16 protein-coding genes are annotated in these 17,658 nt (G+C 63.5%); 10 read left to right on the top strand and 6 right to left on the bottom strand.

The window, feature by feature from the left end; genetic code table 11:
• Window positions 1-359 precede the first annotated feature (359 nt).
• Window positions 360-863, top strand: coding sequence for a MarR family winged helix-turn-helix transcriptional regulator (locus tag ISP15_RS12590; RefSeq protein ID WP_404547857.1), 504 nt, complete (start codon window positions 360-362; stop codon window positions 861-863).
• A 59-nt stretch (window positions 864-922) separates the two neighbouring features.
• Complete coding sequence (gene pssA, locus ISP15_RS12585) at window positions 923-2,320, top strand: CDP-diacylglycerol--serine O-phosphatidyltransferase (protein ID WP_404547905.1); 1,398 nt, start codon at window positions 923-925, stop codon at window positions 2,318-2,320.
• 62 nt (window positions 2,321-2,382) lie between these two features.
• Here pssA and ISP15_RS12580 read toward each other — a convergent pair whose 3' ends face one another.
• Entirely contained in the window at window positions 2,383-2,985 is a 603-nt protein-coding gene (locus tag ISP15_RS12580; RefSeq protein ID WP_404547855.1) for a GNAT family N-acetyltransferase, read from the bottom strand.
• 18 nt (window positions 2,986-3,003) lie between these two features.
• Window positions 3,004-3,210: a YdcH family protein gene (locus ISP15_RS12575; RefSeq protein ID WP_404547853.1), complete on the bottom strand. Its 207-nt coding sequence runs from the start codon at window positions 3,208-3,210 to the stop codon at window positions 3,004-3,006.
• A gap of 105 nt (window positions 3,211-3,315) precedes the next feature.
• On the opposite strand from ISP15_RS12575, the gene ttcA reads away from it, so the two are divergent.
• The 7 genes from ttcA (at window position 3,316) to ISP15_RS12540 (ending at window position 10,779) form a co-directional block, all read left to right on the top strand.
• The gene (gene ttcA, locus ISP15_RS12570) at window positions 3,316-4,197 is read left to right on the top strand and encodes a tRNA 2-thiocytidine(32) synthetase TtcA (protein ID WP_404547851.1); all 882 of its coding nucleotides are present in this window, start codon (window positions 3,316-3,318) and stop codon (window positions 4,195-4,197) included.
• Between the two features lie 57 nt (window positions 4,198-4,254).
• Window positions 4,255-5,454 (top strand): amino acid aminotransferase, encoded by a 1,200-nt coding sequence (locus ISP15_RS12565; RefSeq protein WP_404547849.1) that lies wholly within the window; start codon window positions 4,255-4,257, stop codon window positions 5,452-5,454.
• A 143-nt stretch (window positions 5,455-5,597) separates the two neighbouring features.
• Window positions 5,598-6,515, top strand: a complete 918-nt coding sequence (locus ISP15_RS12560; RefSeq protein ID WP_404547847.1) for a recombination-associated protein RdgC — start codon at window positions 5,598-5,600, stop codon at window positions 6,513-6,515.
• Window positions 6,516-6,643: 128 nt separating this feature from the next.
• Window positions 6,644-7,411 carry a M48 family metallopeptidase gene (locus ISP15_RS12555; protein ID WP_404547845.1) on the top strand — a complete coding sequence of 256 codons (768 nt, stop codon included), beginning with the start codon at window positions 6,644-6,646 and terminating at the stop codon, window positions 7,409-7,411.
• Between the two features lie 115 nt (window positions 7,412-7,526).
• Window positions 7,527-8,099, top strand: coding sequence for a methyltransferase family protein (locus ISP15_RS12550; protein WP_404547842.1), 573 nt, complete (start codon window positions 7,527-7,529; stop codon window positions 8,097-8,099).
• A 145-nt stretch (window positions 8,100-8,244) separates the two neighbouring features.
• Window positions 8,245-9,837 (top strand): alpha,alpha-trehalase TreF, encoded by a 1,593-nt coding sequence (gene treF, locus ISP15_RS12545; protein ID WP_404547839.1) that lies wholly within the window; start codon window positions 8,245-8,247, stop codon window positions 9,835-9,837.
• 93 nt (window positions 9,838-9,930) lie between these two features.
• The gene (locus ISP15_RS12540; protein ID WP_404547836.1) at window positions 9,931-10,779 is read left to right on the top strand and encodes an SDR family oxidoreductase; all 849 of its coding nucleotides are present in this window, start codon (window positions 9,931-9,933) and stop codon (window positions 10,777-10,779) included.
• Between the two features lie 177 nt (window positions 10,780-10,956).
• Here the strand turns inward: ISP15_RS12540 and ISP15_RS12535 are convergent, their stop codons facing one another.
• The 4 genes from ISP15_RS12535 to pip form a co-directional block, all read right to left on the bottom strand.
• The gene (locus ISP15_RS12535; protein ID WP_404547834.1) at window positions 10,957-11,946 is read right to left on the bottom strand and encodes an alpha/beta fold hydrolase; all 990 of its coding nucleotides are present in this window, start codon (window positions 11,944-11,946) and stop codon (window positions 10,957-10,959) included.
• A 166-nt stretch (window positions 11,947-12,112) separates the two neighbouring features.
• Window positions 12,113-13,963 (bottom strand): M1 family metallopeptidase, encoded by a 1,851-nt coding sequence (locus ISP15_RS12530; RefSeq protein ID WP_404547832.1) that lies wholly within the window; start codon window positions 13,961-13,963, stop codon window positions 12,113-12,115.
• A 74-nt stretch (window positions 13,964-14,037) separates the two neighbouring features.
• On the bottom strand, window positions 14,038-14,679 hold the full coding sequence (locus tag ISP15_RS12525; RefSeq protein WP_404547829.1) for a glutathione S-transferase family protein: 642 nt from the start codon (window positions 14,677-14,679) through the stop codon (window positions 14,038-14,040).
• 103 nt (window positions 14,680-14,782) lie between these two features.
• Entirely contained in the window at window positions 14,783-15,733 is a 951-nt protein-coding gene (pip, locus tag ISP15_RS12520) for a prolyl aminopeptidase (RefSeq protein ID WP_404547827.1), read from the bottom strand.
• Between the two features lie 233 nt (window positions 15,734-15,966).
• Here pip and ISP15_RS12515 point away from each other — a divergent pair, with 233 nt between their 5' ends.
• Entirely contained in the window at window positions 15,967-17,532 is a 1,566-nt protein-coding gene (locus tag ISP15_RS12515) for a DUF3300 domain-containing protein (RefSeq protein WP_404547825.1), read from the top strand.
• Window positions 17,533-17,658 lie beyond the last annotated feature (126 nt).

Genomic DNA, 17,658 nt, shown 5'->3' with positions numbered 1-17,658 from the left:
ACGTAGCGGTGGCTGTTGCGTTGCGGCATGTCGTCGACCCTAAGGCACGCACTTACAAACTGTCAATCTTTTTATTATGAGAATTTTTCCGAATCGACGATTTGGCAAGAAATGGACGGATGGACGTCCATTTATATCGATGTTTTCTAGCTATTGTTTCATTCGAAACCAAAAGCCTCGCGGATTGCCCGAGCACTCCTAGCGTGTCGACGATCACAAATCCAGGAAAAAGGTCCACGAATTGAATCGGCTCGCGGCGCATCACGGTGTAAGCCCACACGCATTCGCATCAATCAGAGACTGACGAATCACTTGCCTGGCTACGAAGATGATCGAGAGCCAACCCTTCTGCCTCATTCATGTCATCGAACGTTTTTAGCGTTATCGAGAAGAGCATTGCCAATCTGCGGCGCATGCACCCCGAACTGCCGGTCGAGTGGATGACGGTTGCCCGCATGGTTGCGCAAGTTCACCTGCGCGGAAGGATCATGGCCGGGGGCATGCTGAAGGTATGGGATATCACTTATCCGGAATACAGCATCCTGGTCGCGCTGTATGGTGCCGACGGCTATATGCTGCCAACTACCAGCCTGTGCGAAATCACCGGGGAGTCGTCCAGCAACACGAAACGACTGGTCCATTTCCTGTGCGACAGGAAACTGGTCATCCGTGGTTACGACAAGGCCGATCGGCGCAAGATCATGGTTGGCCTGAGCGACGCAGGCATGCATCTGCTGCGCCGCGCCTTGCCCACGATGGCGGGACTGCTGGACGAGCAGGTGCGGACATTCGAATCGGGCGAACTGCCGGAACTGGTGCGCCTGCTCAAGAAGTCACTCAAGGGCATCATGGGCGAATCGTAGGCGATGGCTGGCCGATGGCTGCGATCCGGCCGCCTGGGCTGACCCGCTACCATGGCGCCATGAATCCCCGCCGGCCACCGTTGTCCCATCGTCTCGTTCGGCGCTTGCTGTCGCGGGGCCGCTCCTCCCTGATGCAGGCAGAGGGCTTGCCGGCGTTCGCGGTTGCTCCCGATGACGTGCAGGTGCTGGGCGACCCCGCCGCCTTTCGGCAGGCCCTGCTGGCATTGATTGCCCAGGCTACGCAGCGAATCATCCTGGTCGCGCTGTACCTGCAGGACGACGACGCCGGCCGCGAGGTGCTCGATGCACTATACGCCGCGCGCCGGCGGCATCCCGCCATGGAAGTGGAGGTCTATGTCGACTGGCATCGCGCCAGGCGGGGCTTGATCGGCAAGCTGGCGAGCGAGGGCAATGCAGCGTTGTATCGCGACTACGCCCAGCGATTCGGCGATGGCGTGGCGATCTACGGCGTGCCGGTGCAGAACCGCGAACTGTTCGGCGTGCTGCACGTGAAAGGCTTCATCATCGATGACAAGGTGCTGTACAGCGGCGCCAGCCTCAACGATGTGTATCTGGCTCGGCATGGCCGCTACCGGCTCGATCGCTATCATCTGATTCGGCATGCGGGGCTTGCGGACAGCATGGCCGGCTTCGCGCATCGTCATCTTCGCGGTAACGAAGCGGTCAGTCGCCTCGACCAGCGGCCCTTGCTCGCGACGCGCGATCTGCAGAATGCGATCCGCCAGCTGCGCCGCCAGTTACAGGATGCGCGGTACGACGCGCCGCATGAAACCGTGCCGACAGGGCAAGTGGCGATAACGCCGCTGATCGGTTTTGGGCGCAACGCCAACCCGTTGAACGAGACGCTGCTGACGCTGCTGCGAGGTGCGCGCCGCCGCGTGGTGCTTTTCACCCCGTACTTCAACCTGCCCAGGCCCGTTCGTGCGGTGCTGGGCCAGTTGCTGCGCCGCGGCTGTGTGATTGACATCATGGTGGGCGACAAGGCTGCCAACGATTTCTACATCCCGCCACATGAGCCTTTTCGCAAGATCGGCCTGCTGCCGTACCTTTACGAAAGCAATCTGCGACGATTCGCGCGCAATCATCGGGCGCACATCGCGCGCGGCCAGCTCAACCTGTGGCTATGGCGCGACGGCGACAACAGCTATCACGTAAAAGGCTTGCTGGTCGATGACGAGGTCGCCGTCATCACCGGCAATAACTTCAACCCACGCGCCTGGGCACTGGATCTGGAGAACGGGTTGCTGCTGCGTGATCCGGCCTGCCAGCTTACGGCGCGGCATGAAGCGGAATGGCAGATGCTGCGCCGTCATGCCAGGCGACTGGACGACTACCGCGCGCTGGACAATCCCCGGCACTACCCCGGCGAGGTGCGGACCCTATTGCGGCGCCTCAGCCGCGTGCGGCTGGATCGGCTGCTCAACCGCTTGCTTTGAGTAGAGCATAGGCCGCGATGGCGAATGACTGAGGTGCGGCACCGCCTGCCGCGGTGCTCCGATCACTTTTTCTTCGCCAGCCGCGCCAGTCGCATCGCCAGCCAACGCTGCACGTCGGGCCACTCGCCGGCGAGAATGGAATAGCAAACCGTATCGCGCAGCGTGCCGTCCGGCCGGCGCTTGTGTGCGCGCAGCACGCCATCGCGATGCGCGCCGAGGCGCTCGATGGCGCGCTGCGAATCCTGGTTGCGGCCGTCGGTGTGGAACTCCACCGCGACGCAGCCCAGCACCTCGAACGCATGCTTTAGCAGCAGGCGCTTGCAGGCGGTGTTCAGATGGCTCTTCTGCCAGCGCTGCGCGTACCAGGTGTAGCCGATAGCGATGCGCGGCAGTTCCGGCACGAAATCATAGAAGCGCGTGGTGCCGACGATCGCACCGCTGCTTTTCTCCCGTACCGCGAACGGCAGCATGCAGCCGGCGGCGTGTCCTTGCAGCGCCTTCTCGACATAGGCCGCCGCCTGGCCCGGTGCCGGCGCGCTGGTGAACCAAAGTTTCCAGAGCTCGCCATCCGCCGCCGCGGCTTCGAGCCCGGTCGTGTGATGCGGTCCGAGGGGTTCGAGCAGAACGTGATCGTCCTGCAGGGCAACCAGAGCGAGTGTAGGCATCGGAAGTTAAGTGGGCAGTCAGGCGTCGAGATCGGGAATCAGCTTGCTTTCAAGCCGCGCGATGGTGTCCTTCAGCAGCAGCTTGCGCTTTTTCATGCGGGTGATTTGCAGCTCGTCACGGCCCAGCGAGGCGGCCATATGTGCGATCGCCGTGTCCAGGTCGCGGTGCTCCTGGCGAAGCTCAGCCAGGAGATGGGCGATCTGGGTCGGATCCTGGGCCTGCATGGTGACAATCGCAAAGACAGCGGTGAGACGCCAAGTGTAGCGCGCCGGAACATCGGCGGTGAGGCAGGTACACTAGGCGCTTGCCCGTCGTTCGAACGTCTTGCCATGTCCGCTCATCCCGAGGCCGCCAAGCCCGAAATTGCCCGCAAGCAGGCCTACGAGGCCGGCAAGCTGGCCAAGCGCCTGCGCCACCAGATGGGCCAGGCGATCGCCGATTTCAACATGATCGAGGACGGCGACAAGGTGATGGTGTGCCTGTCCGGCGGCAAGGATTCGTACACGATGCTGGATATCCTGCTGTCGCTGCAGGCGAAGGCGCCGGTGCGTTTCGAGCTGGTAGCCGTCAACCTGGACCAGAAGCAACCGGGGTTTCCCGCGCACGTGCTGCCGCATTACCTGGGCGGGCGCGGCGTGCCTTTCCATATCATCGAGCAGGATACCTACAGCACGGTGACCCGGGTCATTCCCGAGGGCAAGACCCTGTGCAGCCTGTGCTCGCGGCTGCGCCGCGGCGCGCTCTATCACTGGGCTGCCGCCAACGGCGTTACCAAGATCGCGCTAGGCCACCATCGTGACGACATCCTGGGCACGTTCTTCCTCAACGTGTTCTACCAGGCCAGCCTCAAGGCGATGCCGCCCAAGCTGCGCTCGGACGATGGGCGCCATGTGGTGATCCGTCCGCTGGCCTATTGCAAGGAAAGCGACATCGCCGACTACGCCGCGCGCAGGCAGTTCCCGATCATTCCCTGTAATCTCTGCGGCTCGCAGGAGAACTTGCAGCGCAAGGCCGTCGGTCGCATGTTGGACGAGTGGGAACGCCAGTATCCCGGGCGCAGCGAAAACATCTTTCGCGCACTGGGCAATGTCGCGCCCTCGCAGCTGGCGGACCGCCGGCTGTTCGATTTCGCTGCGCTGGGCGCGCGCGAGGGCGCCCAGCGCGCGGACGTCCATGGCTGGCTTGCGGGCAACGATGGCGAGCAAACTTAGCAAATCCCGGCGGACGTCTGGACGTCCATACTTCCCCTTCCACCACCGAGTAGCGCCGTGTCCCTTTTTGCATCCGTTGAAATGACCCCGGGCGACCCGATCCTGGGCCTCACCGAAGCCTTCGTGGCCGACAGCCGTCCCGGCAAGGTCAACCTGGGCGTAGGCATCTATTACGATGAAACCGGCCGCATCCCCATGCTGCGTGCGGTGCGTCAGGTGGAAGAAGCGCTGGCGCGCGAATCCTGGCCGCGCGGCTACCTGCCGATCGACGGCCTGCCGGCCTATACGCAGGCGACGCAAAAATTGGTGTTCGGGCCCGATTCGCCGTTGTTGGCGGCCGGGCGTGTGGCGACTTCGCAAACGGTCGGCGGCAGCGGCGCGCTGCGGGTCGGCGCGGACCTGCTGAAGAAGGCGCTGCCCAAGGCCAAGGTGGCGATCAGCCGTCCCAGCTGGGAAAACCACCGCGTGGTGTTCACGGCGGCCGGGTTCGAGGTTGTCGAATATGGCTACTACGATCCGGCCACGCACGGCCTGGATTTCCACGGCATGCTGGCGGACCTGGGCACGCTCGAGCCGGGCACCGTGGTGTTGCTGCATGCGTGCTGCCACAACCCTACCGGGGTCGATCTCACGGTCGAGCAATGGAAGCAGGTCGTGGCATTGGTGAAGGAGCGCAACCTGCTGCCCTTCATCGACATGGCCTACCAGGGCTTCGATAAAGGCACCGACGAAGATGCCGCCGCCGTGCGGCTGTTCGCCGAATCGGGCATCGATTCGTTCGTAGTCGCCAACTCCTATTCGAAATCGTTCTCGCTGTACGGCGAGCGGGTGGGCGCGCTCTCCATCGTCGGCGCCACGCGCGAGGAAACATTGCGGGTACAGTCGCTGGTCAAGCGCACCATCCGCTCCATCTATTCGAGCCCGTCCACGCATGGTGGCGCGCTGGTGGCCGGCGTGCTCAACAGCGCGGAATTGCGCACCTTGTGGGAGCATGAACTGGCCGACATGCGCGAACGCATCCACGCCATGCGCGCCGGCATGGTGGAAAAACTGGCCGCACACGGTGCGCCGCAGTTCGATTTCATCCAGCGGCAGGCCGGCATGTTCTCCTACTCGGGCTTGAGTAAAGAGCAGGTCGATCGCCTGCGCGAGGAGCATGCGATCTATGCCATCGGCACGGGCCGTATCTGCGTGGCGGCGCTCAACCGCAACAATCTCGATACCGTCGTTGCCGCGGTGGCTGCCGTCATTCGCTGAGCTGCGTGATTGCACGATAAGCGCGCGCCGCTCCCCGCTGCCGGAGGGCGCGCGCCAAGGTCGCTGCGGTCAGGGCAAGCTCGAAAACCTTCTGCCAACCTCTTCCTGCGCGCGGGGAGAGGCGTCATTTCACCGGATCCTGCATGTTTTTTCGCAACCTTACGCTGTTCCGTTTTTCTCCCGCCGTTGCCGAAGACCTCAACCGCCTCGAGGAGGTGCTGGGCGAGCATCGCCTGCGCTCCTGCGGTCCGCTGGAAACGGGCACGCGCGGTTTCGTGCCGCCGGTTGGCCGTGGTGACGATGCGGCCATGACCCAAGTGGTCAAGGCCTGCACGTTGCTCACCGTCGGCAGCGAAGAAAAGCTGCTGCCCGCAGCGGTCGTGAACGATGAGCTGCAGCGCAAGGTGCAGAAGATCGCGGAGGAAGAAGGCCGCAAGGTCGGCGGGCGCGAACGCAAGCGCATCAAGGAAGACCTGCTTACCGAATTGCTGCCGCGTGCCTTCGTGCGCAGCTCGCGCATGTCCGCCTATGTCGACCGCAAGCATGGCTGGCTGGTGTTGGATACTTCCAGCCGTAAATCGGCCGAGAATGCGTTGACGCAGGTCCGCGAGGCGCTCGGCAGCTTCCCGGCGGTGCCGCTTGCGCCCGAAGAAGGTCCGCGCGTGCTGATGACCGACTGGCTCGCCGGCGGCAATCTGCCCGGTGGCCTCGCGCTTGGCGACGAATGCGAACTGCGCGACCCGGCGACCGCGACTGGCGCGATCGCGCGTTGCCGCCGCCAGGACCTGGACGCCGAGGAAGTGAAGGAGCATCTGCGCAATGGCAAGCAGGTGTTCCAGCTGGGCTTGGTTTTCGACGATCGCATCAGCTTTGTGCTCGGGGAAGACCTGGTACTGCGCAAGCTGAAATTCCTCGATGCCGTGCTGGATGAGCTGGGCGACAGCCAGCAGGATGCCGCCGCCGAAATGGATGCCCGGTTCGCCTTGCTGACCCTGGAATTGGAGCGGTTGCTGGCCAAGTTGGAGGAATGGTTCGGCCTGCCCCGTCCCAAGGATTCCTGAGACGCGCGCTGCGCCGGGCTTCCGGCGTGGCGGGCAAGAAAGCCCTTGCGCAACGCCCTGCCGCCCCACATCCTGCTTGGGCCCAGGGGCCATTCTGGCTCCGGCAGGCAGTAGCGGAAGGCAGGAACATGGCGTATCTCGACGGCGACTGGCTGGAGCTGGCAACGCCCAGCGGCAACACTATCCGCGTGTTGAAGGCTTCGCATCCGCGTGCGCGGCGGTTGCGCCTTACCGTGTCGACGAAGGGCGCGCGCATCACCTATCCGCAAGGCACGCATTTGTCGCAGGTCAACGCTTTCCTGCGCCACAACGCCGATTGGCTGGAGAAGAAGCTCGGCGAGCTCAATCTGGTCAGCGAGCCATTGCCGCCGCTGCGAGTGGGTACCGCCATCGAATTTCCGCTACGCGGCGAAATGACGGTGCTTGACTGGGACGAGGGCGCCTATCCACGGGTCGTCGCCCACGATGGCGGCCTGACGCTGGAAATCCCGCGTCCGCATAGCCGTGCCTTGCCGGTCGCGCGCGGATTGCTTGCGTCCTATTTCGAAACGCAGATTCGCCGCGATGTATCGCGCTGGCTGGCCGGCTACGTGCCACAGCTGGGCTTGGCGCCAACCGCCTTGCGCATCCGCCCGATGAAAAGCCTTTGGGGCAGCCTGGATACGCGCGATCGCATCAATCTCGATCTTGCCCTGGCGTTGGCGCCGGCCCCGGCGCTGCGCTACGTGCTGGCGCACGAGCTGTGCCATTTGAAAGTGCGCAACCATTCGCCGCGCTTCTGGGCGCACGTGGAATCGATCTTTCCGGATTGGCGTGAACAACGCGATTGGCTGCGCCAGCATGGCGCGATGCTGAAGGCCGAACTGGACAGGCTGATCGCCGATGTCGCTGATTGATGCAACGCGAACGGGGACGCTTTTTTGCGATCCTCTCCAGCGTTCGTGCACGCAAGGACCGGACCGGCGCCGCGCCGGCATGGCCTAACCCGGCAACCCGACGGAGCCGACACCGGTGGCATTGGACACGTTGTTTTTTGGCCTATGGCTGCTCTGGCTGCTCTACTGGGGCATCAGTGCCTTGGGCGTGAAACGGGCCGTGCGCGTGGAGTCGCGTTTTTCGCGCTTCGGCAAATACATGCTGCCCATCATTATCGCGGTGTTGTTGCTGTGGAGTGGCCGTCTGTTCCGAAACAGCTTCCTCGACGAGCGCTTCGTGCCGTTTGCCTTGTGGCTGGTGTGGTTGGGCTTTGCGCTGACCGTTGCCGGCCTTGCTCTTACCTGCTGGGCGCGGGTGATCCTCGGACGCAACTGGAGCGGGGTCGTGCAGCTCAAGCACGATCACGAACTGATCGTGCGCGGTCCTTACAGCATCGTGCGGCATCCGATCTATACCGGGCTCCTGCTGGCGTTCGCCGGCACGGCGCTGGCGATAGGCGAATGGCGCGCGGTTATCGCTACCGCGATCATGGCCATATCCTTCTGGCGCAAGCTGCGGCTGGAAGAGCGTTGGTTGTGCGAATTTTTCGGCGAGCAGTACCGCAACTACATGCGCCAGGTGAAAGCGCTCGTGCCCTGGCTGCTCTAGCGTGCGCTGATCAATGCTACGCAGGGCCGCGTTCACCGCCAGTCCACGGCGTGCACCGTAGGTTCTTCGCTGCTGACCGACGCTGACGTCCGTTCCCGGTGCTCGTCGCTTCATGCGGCGCGCCGCTTTTACGCGAGCCACAGTGATGAATGAACCCTCGACGGCGAATCCACGCATCAAACCCGCAGGAGTGGCATCGGCCGATACGCTGACGCCCGCCGATCGTTACCAGGAGCTGTTCGTCGCGGTACAACTGGGCCGCGTATTTCCCGACAGCAAAACCTTCGTCGACTGCGCGCCCATCGGAGAGCCCGAGCGGATTCTCGCGCTGTATCGCCAGCAGCATGCGCAGCACGGCTTCGATCTGGCCGCGTTCGTGCGTGCCCATTTCGAAGTGCCCGAGATTCACCGCAGCCATTACGTTTCCGTGCCGGGCCAATCGCTGCGCGACCATATCGACGGATTGTGGGATGTGTTGACCCGGCGGCCGCACCACCATCCAGCGCAGTCATCGCTGCTGCCGCTACCGGAAGATTACGTCGTGCCGGGCGGACGCTTCAGTGAGATGTACTACTGGGATTCCTACTTCACCATGCTCGGCCTGGCGCAAAGCGGTCGCCATGATTTGCTCAGCGCGATGGCGAACAACTTCGCCTATCTCATCGACACCTACGGCCACGTGCCCAACGGCAACCGCACTTATTATCTGAGCCGCTCGCAACCGCCGGTGTTCGCCATGATGGTGGAGCTGTTCGAGGAGCATGGCCTGTGCGGCGCGCTCGAATACCTGCCGCAACTGCGCAGGGAATACGACTTCTGGATGGAAGGCGCCCAGACGCTGCGTCCGGGCGATGCGCACCGTCATTGCGTGCGGCTCGAGGATGGGACACTGCTGAACCGCTATTGGGACGATCGCGATACGCCGCGCGAAGAATCGTATCTGGAAGACGTCACCACAGCCCGGCGCAGCTCGCGGCCGCAGGCCGAGGTATATCGCGATCTGCGCGCCGGTGCCGAATCCGGCTGGGATTTCAGCTCGCGCTGGTGCGACGGCGGCAAATTGGAAAGCATCCGCACCACCGCCATTTTGCCGATAGACCTCAATGCGTTCCTGTACAAGCTGGAGCAGCAGATCGCCGAACTCAGCCAGGCGGATGGGCAGCGCGAACAGGCCGACGCCTTCAGGGCGCGCGCCGACGCGCGCGGCGCGGCGATCCAGCGCATTTTTTGGCATGCCGAAGCCGGCAGCTTCCTCGACTACGACTGGCAGCGCCGCGCGCCACGCACCGCACTCAACGCAGCGGCCAGCGTTCCGCTTTACGTGGGCCTGGCCAGCGACAAACAGGCCGCGCAGGTTGCCCTGGCGCTGCGCACCCGGCTGATGGAGCAAGGTGGCCTGGGTACCACCGAGGCGCAGAGCGGCGAACAATGGGACAAGCCCAACGGCTGGGCGCCACTGCAGTGGCTGGCGATATGCGGACTGCGGCGCTACGGCCTGGAGTTGGCCGACGACATTGCCCATCGCTGGCTGGACACCGTAAGCAGCCTCTACGAGCGCGAAAGCAAGCTGGTGGAAAAGTACGTGCTGGTGGTGCCTTCCGGTGGCGCGGTCGGCGGTGGCGGCGGCGAGTATCCCTTGCAGGATGGCTTTGGCTGGACCAATGGTGTCATGCGCCGGCTGCTGCATGAAAAGCCCGGACACCAGGCCAACCAGGCCTGCGCCGCGGCCACTGCATGACGAGCGCTCGTGATCTGGCGTCGCCGCGCCGCTCACATTGCGCCAACGGCACTATCGACACGCTTGTCGTCATGCGAAACATGGAGATGCGAGATGACTACGGCTCCCACGACGACGTCCACCGCGCCACCCGTGGCGATTCCCAAGACCCTGGTCGGCCAGAAAGCGCTGGTCACTGGCGCTAACTCCGGTATCGGCCGCGCCGTGGCAATCGCCCTGGGCGAGGCCGGCGCCGACGTCGTGGTCAACTACGTGGTTGGCGACGATGCGGCCAATGAAGTGGTAGCGGCGATTCGCAGCCACGGCGTCAATGCCGTGGCGTGCAAGGCAGACGTTTCTTCCGAGGAACAGGTCGCCGCCATGTTTCGCGAGGTGGTCGAGCGCTTTGGCACCCTCGACATCCTTGTCAATAACGCGGGCCTGCAACGGGATTCGGCGTTCCAGAGCATGACGCTGGCGCAATGGAACACGGTGCTGGGCGTGAACCTCACCGGCCAGTTCCTCTGCGCGCGCGAAGCCGTCCGTGAATTCATGCGGCGCGGGGTGAACCCGGAGGTGTCCTGCGCGGCGGGAAAAATCATCTGCATGAGTTCGGTGCACCAGGAAATCCCCTGGGCGGGGCATGCGAACTACGCAAGTTCCAAGGGCGGCATCAAGCTGTTGATGGAAAGCCTCGCGCAGGAAATGGCGCCACATCGCATCCGCGTCAACGCGATTGCTCCCGGAGCGATCCGCACGCCGATCAACACCGGCGCGTGGAGTACGCCGGAAGCCTACAAGAGCCTGATGACGCTGGTGCCTTACGGTCGCATCGGTGAGCCGGAAGATATCGCCCGCGCGGCGGTGTGGCTGGCGTCCGACCTTTCCGATTACGTCGTCGGAACCACGCTGTTTGTCGACGGTGGCATGACGCTATATCCGGGATTTGCGACCGGCGGATAATTTCCTTGCGCCAGCAAGCTGGAAGAAGCGGCCCTTCGCCTCCTCCCCAATGGGGAGAGGGAAGGAGTGAGGGGACGACCTCGCGACAGGGACCATCATTGAAACGCCATTCGAATGGCGCTCGCGCGCACCACACGCAGGTATGGAAACTGCCTTTCCGCAGGAACGGCTATGCGTTCAATGCGCCAGCGCAAAACTGGTAAGCACTTGCGAGAACTCCTGCGGCTTTTCCATTTGCGGCATATGGTTGCAGCCGTTGAGCACGCTGGTGCTGATCGCCGGCGCGTGGGTGAGCCCGTTGCGCAAGCTATCCAGGGCGGATACGTCGATGATCTTGTCGTCGTGGCACCACAGGCCGAGCACCGGCATGTTGAGCTGGTCGAGGCGATCCTGCAGCGACAGCGCTTGTGAATGCTCGCGCAGTTCGTTGAAGGTGTTCTCGATGAAGGCGCGATTGCGGAGGTTGTCCTTGACGAACACGTCGATGAAGCGTCCCGGAACGTGCGGCACATGCTCGAACGCCAACGCGCTGGCGCGCAGAAAACCGGCGCGGTCGTCAAAGATAAAGGGATCCTGGCCGGCCAAGGCTTCCTTGGCGAAAGCGTTTTCCTTGAATTTCAAGCCGAACGAATCGACCAGCGCCAGCTCCGCGACATCCTGCGGATGTTCGGCGGCATACACGCCGGCAATAGCGCCGCCCATTGAATGCCCCACGATCAATGCATGCTGCAGATGCAAGGTCTGCACGAAGTCGTTCAAGCGGTCGGCCTGGTTGTCGATGTTGTAGCTGGCGCCGGGAATGCGCGAGGACTCACCCCAGCCGGGCAGGTCCGGAATGACTACGTGGAAGTGCGCGGTAAGCATCGGCGCAACCTTCAACCACACTTCCTTGCGCGCGGCGAAGCCGTGCAGCAGGACAATGGTTGGACCCTGGCCGCCTTCGTAATACACCCAGCGCGTGTCGCCGGCTTGCACCGAGCGCTTCTGCAACTGCGCATTCATCGCCTCGCGCATGCTGTTGGCCTGCAGCAGCCATTGTGGTGCGAACAGATAACTGCCGCCCACCAGGACCAGCAGCAGCGCGACGACGATGCCGATGAATTTCAGGCGGCGGATCAGCAGTCGTTGCCAGAGTGGGCGGGATGTCGTGGAAACAGGTGTGTTCATAGGAAATGCCGGGTTGGTCCGTGAATCCTTCTTCCAGGGGATGAAGGTGTCCAAAAGCAAAGGGCACGATCGAAACGGAATGGCCGACGCGCGCGCGGGATCCGGCAACGCGGGCCGATCGTGCCCTCATATCCCGCCCTCTTCCGAAGAAGAAGGGCGGAAAAAATCATTTCTTTGCCGCTTTCGCCAGCAACGCCTCGACCGCTTGCTGCGTCAGCGGGTGATAGCCGTTCTTTGCCTTGGCATACACCTGCCTGGCGAATGCCAGTCCGTCCGGCGTCTTGCTCAACGCGGCATAGATCGGCATGGTCAGGTACAGGCGGCCGATGCGCGTCATATGCTCCGCGGCGGCCGGCCATGCCGCCTTGTCGCCCGCGGCGATCGCATGCACGTACCAGCGCATGCCGATTTCGGCGTTCGGCGTGCCGGTCAGATGCCACGCGCCATCGAGCTGCTGCATCCTGGCCAGCGGCGGGGCATCCGGCAGGCCATCCAGGAAATACATCCATTCCTGCGTATTCCAGCCTTTCGCATCCAGCTTGCCGGCGGGCAGGGTGCCGGCGAGGAAGGCGGTGCGTTCCTTGTCGATCGCATCGAACTGCGGCGAATCCGGCACCGGGGCATCTTTCGGCACGCCGGTGCCGTAGACCCATTCCTGCACTTCGTTCCAGCTCATCTTGCCTGGGTATTTGTCGATCAGGTTCGGTTTCAGGAAGTCGAGCATTTGCTCGGTAGTGATGCTCTGGAAAGCGAAATGATTGAAGTAGCTTTTCAGGTAATCGTCGAAGGTAGCGCGGCCGAAGCGTTGTTCGAGCGTGCGCAGGAACCACGAGCCCTTGTTGTAGGCCACGTCGGACAGCGAATCGTCGGCGTCGACGTGGCCCGGTTTCGGTGCCAGGCGCTGCGCATTCAGCGGCAGGCTGGGCAGTTCCCTCTGCAGCGTATGGATATCCAGCAAGGCTTCTTCATCGGCCTGCCGCTTGCCATAGAGCGCTTCGGTAATGCGGCCCTGCACATACGTAGTCACGCCTTCATTGAGCCAGATATCGCGCCATGACGCGGCAGTCACCAAGTTGCCGGACCAGGAATGCGCCAGTTCATGCGCAACCAGCGAGATCAGGCTCTTGTCGCCCACCAGCACGGTCGGCGTGGCGAACGTCATGTTGGGATTTTCCATGCCGCCATAGGGGAAGCTCGGCGGCAGCACCAGGATGTCGTAGCGGCCCCAGCGGTACGGACCATACAGCTGCTCCGCGGTCCGGATCATCTTCTCGGTGTCTTCGAACTCGTGCGCGGCTTTGCCGACGACCGACGGCTCGGCATACACCGCCGAGCGCGGACCGGTTTCCCTTACCGCCAGGTCGCCCGCGGCGATCGCCAGCAGATAGGAAGGAATCGGATGCGTCTGGGCGAAGCTGAACTCGCCATCCAAAGGATGCCTGGGATCGTTCGGCGCGCTCATCACCACGCGCGCATCCCTGGGTGCGCTGACGTGTGCGTCGTAGGTAAAGCGGATGGCCGGCGAATCCTGCAAGGGCACCCAGGAGCGCGCATGGATGGATTCGGATTGCGAGAACATGAACGGCTGCCGCTTGCCGGCCGTCTGCGCCGGCGGCAGCCACTGCAAGCCGGATGCGGCTGGCGAGGTGGTGTAGACGATGCGCACTTCGTGCGGGCGCTGCGGTGCCTGGATGGTGAGCTTGCTGCCAAGCTGCTTGTCGCGCGGAGCCAGCGTATAAGGCAGCGGCGAGGCCGTGCCGCCGGCATCCACCGACGCGACACTGGCGATAGTCAGGTCGCGCGTATCCAGTACCAGCGTGCCGGCCTTGGGATCTTTCCAGTCCAGGGTCAGCGTAGCCTGCCCGTCCAGTTGCCGGTGCGGAAAATCGAGCTTCAGCTGCAGGTCCAGATGCGTGACGCGCACTTCATCGGGCTGGGCATAGGAATAAGGATCGTTGGCATGGGCAGCCAGCGGCAGCAGCAAGGCGCCAAGGGCCAGGGTGCGGAGCGGGGACATCGTGCGGCTTCCAGGGAACGGAGAGCGGCGAGTATGCCACCGCCGCCCCATGCCTGGCCCGTGGCAAGCGTTGGCTAGGGCAGTTCGGCAGCGCTGTGCGGGTCGTCCGAATAAGGATGCATCGTGGCCAGAAAGCCCGGCTGCGCCTGCACGCGACCGATCCATGCACGAACATGCGGATACGGCAACAGCGAACATCCCGCTTCCTCGGCGCGGCTGCCATAGGCGTACACGGCGATGTCGGCAATGCTGTAGCCGTGCTCGGTAAGGAAAGGCCTTTGCGCCAGTTCGCGATCGAGGGTCTGCAGCGCGCGCAGCGCGGCATGGCGCTTCATCTCCACCAATGCGGAAGGACGACGCTCCAGCTTGCCGGTCAGCGTCCAGTAGCGCAGCGAACCGATCACCGATTCGATTCGTTCCTGTTCGAAGCCCAGCCATTGCTGCACCTTCGCGCGGCCAAAGGCGTCGGCGGGCAGATACGGCGTATCCGTGGCGAGGAAGCACAGGATGGCGTTCGATTCCGCCAGCGTGCGGCCGTCCTCCAATTGGATGGCCGGCACGGTCCCGGCAGGGCTGATGCGGAGATAGGACGCGGTGCGCCCTTCGCGCTCGAAGATACTGACGTGTGCCGTGCGATAAGGCCGCTGCAAATGGTGCAGCAGTTGGCGGATCTTCCAGGCGTTCTGGGAGGCAGGGTAGTCGAACAAGGTGAGCATGGGGCTGTCCACATCGTGAGATGCGCCCACTCTGGCGATTCCGGTGCTGGCCGGCTATCCGGTTCTTGTGCAGCCAATGCCGCAAGTATTGATCAGAGCATCCCTAGACATAACGATCGGCCATCCGGTCCGTGGCCTGTACCAACTTGTCGACGATGGCCGGCTCCGATGCGGCATGACCGGCCAGCACGATGTGCAGTTCCGCTTCCGGCCATGCCGCCGCCAGGTCGCAGGCATTCTTGGCCGGGCAGATGATGTCGTAGCGGCCGTGCACGATGACGGCGGGAATGTGGCGCAGCTTTGCGACGTCACGCAGCAACTGGTCCGCCTCGAGAAAGGCGCCGTGGCGAAAGTAATGTGCTTCGATGCGGGCCAGGCTCAATGCCACTTCAGGCGCGGCGAAACTGGCTTCGGTATCCGGGCTTTCTTCAAGCGTGATGCCGCCGCCCTCCCAGGCGCCCCAGGCGGTGGCCGCCTGCAAGCGGACGGCTTCATCGTCGCTGGCGAGGCGCCGCCAGTAGGCATCGAGCAGGTTGCCATGCTCCTCCGGTGGAATCGGCGCGAGGTAACGCTGCCATTTCTCCGGCAGGATCCACGACGCACCGCCTTCCTCGTAGTACCAGCGGACCTCCTGCACGCGGCACAGGAAGATGCCGCGCAAGATCAGCCCAAGCGCGCGTTCGGGATGGGCCTGCGCGTAAGCCAGCGCAAGCGTGGAACCCCATGAACCGCCGAACACCACCCAGCGTTCGATACCAAAGTGTTCGCGCAGGGCTTCGATATCGGCAACCAGGTGCCAGGTGGTGTTGTCGGTGAGATCGGCGAACGGCGTGGAACGTCCGGCGCCGCGCTGATCGAACAATACGATGCGATAGCGCTGCGGATCGAAGAAGCGGCGATGATAGGGCGACAAGCCGGCGCCCGGGCCACCGTGCAGGAAGACCACCGGCAAACCGTGTGGATTGCCGCACTCCTCCACGTAAAGCACATGCCGGCCGTCTACCGCGATCCGGTGCGTGCGATAGGGTTCGAGTTCCGGATACATCGTGCGCATGGCGGGTATTTCCGTTGGAAAGTGCTGCGGCCTGGCGGGCAGCTGACGCAAAGCTTACTGCTTCACCTGATGGCGACAAAAAACGCAGATTCCATTTATCGCGCATTAGCCCAATTGTTACGGCGGCCTAGGCATACTCGAATCGTGTTCGTGTGGCGTGTCAACGCCATGCACGGCATGAACCCCGGGGAACAGGTTTTTCCCAATGACAGATATCGCGAAGGAGTAGCCCAGTGGGCAAGCAACGTTCTCTCAGTGTGGCGATCGCCGCAAGTGTATGCGCAAGCATGCTGGTGCTGGCCGGCTGCAATCAGCAGCAGGGACAGAATCCCCAGGGCAGCGCGCCGTCGTCGTCCGCACCGGCTCCTGCTTCCAGCGCCGCCGGGCAACAGCAGGCGTATACGCCGCCGACCGCGGACGAGCTATACCAGATGGTCGCGCCGATCGCGCTATTCCCGGACAAGCTCGTCGCGCAAGTGCTGGCCGGTTCGACTTATCCGGACCAGATTACCGCCGCGGAAAACCTGCTTGCGCAGAATCCCAATCTCAAGGGCGATTTGCTGCAGGCCGCGGTGCAGCCGCAGGGCTGGGATCCGAGCGTCAAGGGACTGACCCAGTTTCCGCCGGTGCTGAGCCAGATGGCGCAGAACATCCAGTGGACCACCGCGCTCGGCCAGGCGTATGCCAACGATCCCACCGATGTGCTCAACGCGATCCAGGTAATGCGCCAGCGCGCGCAGGCACAGGGCAACCTGCGCAGCTCGGCGCAGCAGCAAGTGATCGTGGGGTCGGCGCAGCAGGTACAGCAAAGCGAGCAGGAAAGCTACGCCGAAAGCGACAATGCGCCGCCGGTTTATTCTGGGCCGGAGGTGGTGCCGCCGCCCACGCAGATCATCCAGATCGAGCCGGCCCAGTCCGATACCGTCTATGTGCCCAGCTACGATCCGCAGACCGTCTACGGCGGGGACATGGCGGTTTATCCGAGTTACGAATATGAGCAGCCGTCCTACACCACCGGCGAAGTGGCCACCGTCGGTGCCGTGGCCTTCGGCACGGCGATCGTGATCGGCGCGCTGCTCGATCGCGGTGGTGGCTGGCATTCCTGGGGTATGAACTGGGGCGGCGGATATCGCGGCGGCAATAATACTGGCGGTGGCTGGCATCGGCCGGCGGTGGTCTACAACAACCAGACTTATGTGTCGCACTCCAACACGGTCGTGAATCGCTACGTCACCAACAATCGCACTATCAATAACAACGTCGCCAACAACCACAACACTTTCAATCGCAGCGATGTCCACAACGCGGTCAGCAACAATCATGCGCCGGCACAGCCCATGAACATGCCCAATTTCAGTCGCGCGGGATATCCAAGCGCGTCGCATGCCGCACCCGCTGCGCGCCCGGAGGCGGCTGCACATCCGGGGCAAACGCCACGTCCGAATGAACTGCCTCGTTCGGGCGCCGTGCATGAGCAAGCGCCGGCGCATGCCGTTCCCGCGCATCCGGGCGGAACGCCACGGACCCAGGAGTTCTCACGGCAACCGGCTTCGGCGGTGCACAGGACGGCACCGGCAACGCCGCACCCGCAGCCAGCCGTTAACCGGCCGGCCACGCACGAGCAGCGCCCGCAACCGGCGGTCCATGCGGCCACGCCAGTGCATCCGCAGGCTGCTCCGCATCCGGCGCCATCGGAAGAAGTGCGCCGGCCCGTGCAGCGCGCCGCACCCGCTCGTTCGCAGCAGGCACGTCCGGCTTCGCATCAGTCGCCGCCCAGGAAAAAGGACGAATCGCACTGACGGGCCGTCCCTCAAGGTAGCTTGCGACGGAGCGCTGCCGGGTACTGACAGCTACAGCAGTTGATGAGCTACACGTATTCGCCATGCCCGCATGCGGGCATGGCGACCAACAGCCGCTGCGATGGA

The sequence above is a fragment of the Dyella jejuensis genome, from assembly GCF_044904675.1.
In the GTDB taxonomy this organism is placed as follows: Bacteria; Pseudomonadota; Gammaproteobacteria; order Xanthomonadales; family Rhodanobacteraceae; genus Dyella_B; species Dyella_B jejuensis.
Note: the sequence above shows the minus strand (reverse complement) of the source record. Positions and strands in the feature narration are given on the sequence as shown.

Coding starts and splice junctions, on each gene's coding strand:
- ISP15_RS12590 (WP_404547857.1), top strand. CDS start 360: ATGTCATCGAACGTTTTTAGCGTTATCGAGAAGAGCATTGCCAATCTG.
- pssA (WP_404547905.1), top strand. CDS start 923: ATGAATCCCCGCCGGCCACCGTTGTCCCATCGTCTCGTTCGGCGCTTG.
- ISP15_RS12580 (WP_404547855.1), bottom strand. CDS start 2,985: ATGCCTACACTCGCTCTGGTTGCCCTGCAGGACGATCACGTTCTGCTC.
- ISP15_RS12575 (WP_404547853.1), bottom strand. CDS start 3,210: ATGCAGGCCCAGGATCCGACCCAGATCGCCCATCTCCTGGCTGAGCTT.
- ttcA (WP_404547851.1), top strand. CDS start 3,316: ATGTCCGCTCATCCCGAGGCCGCCAAGCCCGAAATTGCCCGCAAGCAG.
- ISP15_RS12560 (WP_404547847.1), top strand. CDS start 5,598: ATGTTTTTTCGCAACCTTACGCTGTTCCGTTTTTCTCCCGCCGTTGCC.
- ISP15_RS12555 (WP_404547845.1), top strand. CDS start 6,644: ATGGCGTATCTCGACGGCGACTGGCTGGAGCTGGCAACGCCCAGCGGC.
- treF (WP_404547839.1), top strand. CDS start 8,245: ATGAATGAACCCTCGACGGCGAATCCACGCATCAAACCCGCAGGAGTG.
- ISP15_RS12540 (WP_404547836.1), top strand. CDS start 9,931: ATGACTACGGCTCCCACGACGACGTCCACCGCGCCACCCGTGGCGATT.
- ISP15_RS12535 (WP_404547834.1), bottom strand. CDS start 11,946: ATGAACACACCTGTTTCCACGACATCCCGCCCACTCTGGCAACGACTG.
- ISP15_RS12530 (WP_404547832.1), bottom strand. CDS start 13,963: ATGTCCCCGCTCCGCACCCTGGCCCTTGGCGCCTTGCTGCTGCCGCTG.
- ISP15_RS12525 (WP_404547829.1), bottom strand. CDS start 14,679: ATGCTCACCTTGTTCGACTACCCTGCCTCCCAGAACGCCTGGAAGATC.
- pip (WP_404547827.1), bottom strand. CDS start 15,733: ATGCGCACGATGTATCCGGAACTCGAACCCTATCGCACGCACCGGATC.